Here is a 3,753-nt window from a genome sequence, read left to right on the forward strand (position 1 = left end):
TCGTCGTGGTCGTCGTGGTGGTGGTCGTCGTCGTGGTCGTCGACGGGGTGGTGGTTGTGGTCGTCGTGGTGGTCGGCGCGGTGGTGGTCGTCGTCAGCACCGTGGTGGTGGCCGGGATCGTCGACTGGGTGGGCACCCCGTCCGAGCCGGTGATCGTCACCGTTTGCGGCGGGACGACGCTGGTGGCCGGAGCATCGGTGGGCTCGCCGGGCTTGGTGACCCGGGTGGTCGTGGTGGTCGGGGTGCTGTCTGAGCTCGTCAACGTGATCGCCAGACCGCCGACGGCGACGGCGGCCAACGCTGCGGCAACGCCGAACAGCAACGGCGGGCGCCGGTACCAGGGCACCGGTGCGTCGACCAGTTCGGTCTGCGCGTCCTCCTGCTCGAACTCGACCATCGGGCGCGCGCCGGTGGCACCCTGCGCCTGCTGGGCGTAGTCGAACGTGTAGTCCTCGCCGGAATACGGGACCGGTTCGGCGCCGGGGGTGTCGTCCTGTGACCACGCCAGCGCGCGGAACGTCGCCGACGGCGAACCGTCGGTCGCCGACTCGGTGGCCGCCGCGCCGGCGGCTCCCGCCGCCCAGGCCGTCGGGGCCAGCCCGGTCGGCGCGTCCGCGGCGGCGACTGCCATGCCCGTCGGCGCGTCGGGAGCGCCACCTCGCGCGGCGAGCACCGCCGCGCCGATGGCCGCATTGAGCCCGGCCAGTGGCGTGGTGATCACCGGGACGCGCAGTTCTTCCGAAAGCCGTTGGGTGAGAAGCGGAATCGCCGCACCACCGCCGACGGTGGCGACAGCGGAAAGGTTCACGGCTGGAATCCTGTTGCGCTCCAGGGCGTCACCGAGGGCATCGAGAAATCCGGCGAGTGGTTCGGCGATCAGCGCTTCCAATTCCGGCCGAGTGACCCGGATGTCGGAACGGAACCCGGGCAGCTCGGCCGCTACCACGGTGGCCGTCTCGGCCGAGAGTCGCTCCTTGGCCATCCGGCATTCCTCCCGCAGCCGGGTCAGCGCACCGACCGCGTTGGTGCTGGCCGGGTCGACGTTGGCGGCGTCTCGGATGCCGGCGAGGACCTGGGTCAACAACGCCTGGTCGATCTGGTCGCCGGAGAAGTCCGCGAAGCGAACCGTTTCGCCGATCTGCGCGAGGTTGGCGCCCGCATCGGCAAGCGTGATGTTGGCGCCGCTGCCGCCGAAGTCGCACAGCGCGATCACCCCGCGATCGGGCAGGCCCGGATCGGTCTGCAGGGCAGCCAGCGCGGCGGTGGCATCGGAGATCAGCGTCGGCGGAACGCCGTTGGGCGACAGGACGGGCCGGGAGCGCAGTGCGCCGCGCAGCGAGCCGACCGCACCCGGACCCCAGTAGGCCGGTACCGCGACCACCACCGAGGACGGCGGCGTCCCGTCGTCGACCGTGCGGGCCATCGCCTCGAGGGCCTCGGCGATCAGGTCGTCACTGCGGTGCGCCGAACCGTCGGCGGCCACCAGTGGCACGGGGTCGCCCACCCGCTCGACGAAGCCGCGGAACACCTGGCCGGCCTCGGTCAGATTGGGGCTGGTCAACTCCGGATTCTGGGACGGAACCCCGACCTCGGCGGGGCGATTGCCCCACAGCGTGAGCACCGATCTGCGGGTGACCGGCCGGCCGCCCGGGCGGGCTGCCCCCAGGTTGGTCGCCCCGATCGACAACCCCAGCGATTCGCTCAATTCCGCACATCCCTTCGCCACCGCGTCGGCGGCCGTCTTCACCTTAATTGCTGCCCGTGGCAAAACCGGGTAGCGATCCCCTAACGTCGCCGGAACCCCTAAGGTCACACCCCCTAACGTCACCGCGCGTCGGGTGGCCTCGACACCGATCACGGCGGACCCGCCGGCCGATAGCATTCTGGGCAGCAGCTGAAATTCCACTGTGACTATCGGCGGCGGGAGGGAAGGCGTTCCATGGCAAACTCATTACTCGACTTCGTGATGTCGCTCGTGCGCGATCCCGATGCCGCGGCGCGCTACGCCGCCGACCCGGCCGGGGCGATTGCCGATGCGCATTTGTCCGGTGTGACCAGCGCTGACGTCAATAATCTGATACCGATGGTGGCCGACTCACTGTCCGGCCCGGTGTACGGAACCGTCTTCGGGCCCGGGGCGGGCGCAGGAGCCGACGGCAACGTGTGGGCGAGCGGCGCCGCGACCGCGGCCTTCGATGCCTTCGACGCGCATCTGCCCGCCTCGGTCACCCCGGAGGTGCACTCGGTGATCACCGATGTCGTCCAGCACGCCGATCAGCTCCCCAGCGTCATCACCGACCCCGGGATCGACCCCGGGACACTGGACCTGCCCGACACAGCGGCGCAGGTCACCGACGGCCTCCTCGACCACGGCGGCATTCCCGATGCCGGCGCGGCCTGGGCGGATCCCGCCGCCTGGGACCACGGCCACCTCGACGACGGCCACGGCGCCGGCGACGACGGCACCGACCATCCCGGCTTCGACCTGTTCTGATCCTCACCGACCACCCCCACGTCCGTCGCGACGTGGGGGTTTTCGCGTTTCTGGGGCTGTTCCTAGGGATCCCCTAATCCCCTAGGCGAGTGCCCCTAGCGATCCCTAGTAGGGGCCTCGCGACGACGGGTTTCGGCCCCGTTTTCGGCAGTCGCCGGCGTTCATAACGTGGTCTGCAGATCGCCGGACAGGCCGGCGAGCACCTTCACCGAAAGGTCTCGACCATGCTCACTCTCCTCGACTGGATCCTCGACCTGTTCCGCAACGAGGACGCCGCCCGTGCGTTCGTCGCCGCGCCGGAGCAGACCATGCGTGACGCCGGGTTCGCCGGTGTGTCCGCCGCCCAGGTCTCGACGCTGGCGGCCACCGCTGTCCCCGGCCTGGTGCTCGGCGGTGGCGACCCGATCGTCGGCCTGCAGCGGGCGGTGTCCAACCAGTACGGGTTCGCCCCGGCGTATCAGCCGAGCTTCCAGCCGGTGTACGCGCCGTCGCCGACCTTCGCCCCGGAGACCGACCTGGCCAGCCACAACGACACCGCATTGCTGAGCCCCGAGCAGAACGCCGGTGCCAACGCGCAGCAGGGCGGCTTCAACCTCGGCTTCGGCGACATCACCTTCGGTAACAAGACCACCAACACCGCCACGAACGGCGGCGTGGTCGTCGACGGCCCCAACCACGGCGACATCGTCAGCGGTGACGGCGCGGTGCTGGGCAACGGCAACGACGTCAACAACGGCGACGTGCTGGCCGGAACCGGCTCGAACGTCGCGGTCGGCAACGGCCACATCGTCGACACCGGCACCACCGCCACCGGCGGTAGCACCGTGATCAAGGACAACGGCGGCCCGGTGTTCCACGACGTGGACGCCAGCGGCGGCAACGGCGGCGGCGCCAGCGCCGGCGGCAGCCTGATCGGGCTGGGCGGCGGGCACGCCTCGGGCGGCAACGCCGGTGGCGGCGGGATCACCATCATCGACAGCCAGACGTCGACCAACAGCGGCAACCATGCCAGCTCGCCCGCCTACACCCACACCGACACCCACGCGACGACCACCGCCACGACCACGGTCACCGATCACTCCGACAACTCGGTGCACGCGGTCAGCGACAGCTCCACGCACGACTCGTCCAGCCACACGTCGCTGGACACCAGCCACGACACCACGCTGGTGAACAGCCACCTCGACGCGAGCCACGATCTGGCGCTGGCGTCCGGCAACCACGTGCTGGGTTTCTAGAGCATTCCGGCGACGGCGGGG

General features: G+C 70.5%; 3 protein-coding genes. 2 read left to right on the forward strand and 1 reads right to left on the reverse strand.

What is annotated here, in order from left to right; genetic code table 11:
- A partial coding sequence (locus tag MSZK_RS04785) for an Hsp70 family protein (RefSeq protein ID WP_099245517.1) occupies positions 1 to 1,705 on the reverse strand: 1,705 nt, incomplete at its 3' end.
- A gap of 234 nt (positions 1,706 to 1,939) precedes the next feature.
- Here MSZK_RS04785 and MSZK_RS32575 point away from each other — a divergent pair.
- Together MSZK_RS32575 and MSZK_RS04795 are read left to right on the forward strand one after the other, a co-directional pair.
- Positions 1,940 to 2,494: an Rv0340 family IniB-related protein gene (locus MSZK_RS32575; protein ID WP_199203193.1), complete on the forward strand. Its 555-nt coding sequence runs from the start codon at positions 1,940 to 1,942 to the stop codon at positions 2,492 to 2,494.
- A gap of 224 nt (positions 2,495 to 2,718) precedes the next feature.
- Positions 2,719 to 3,732 (forward strand): IniB N-terminal domain-containing protein, encoded by a 1,014-nt coding sequence (locus MSZK_RS04795; protein WP_099245374.1) that lies wholly within the window; start codon positions 2,719 to 2,721, stop codon positions 3,730 to 3,732.
- The last annotated feature ends 21 nt before the right edge of the window (positions 3,733 to 3,753 follow it).

It is taken from the genome of Mycobacterium sp. shizuoka-1 (assembly GCF_002723835.1).
Lineage (GTDB): Bacteria > Actinomycetota > Actinomycetes > Mycobacteriales > Mycobacteriaceae > Mycobacterium.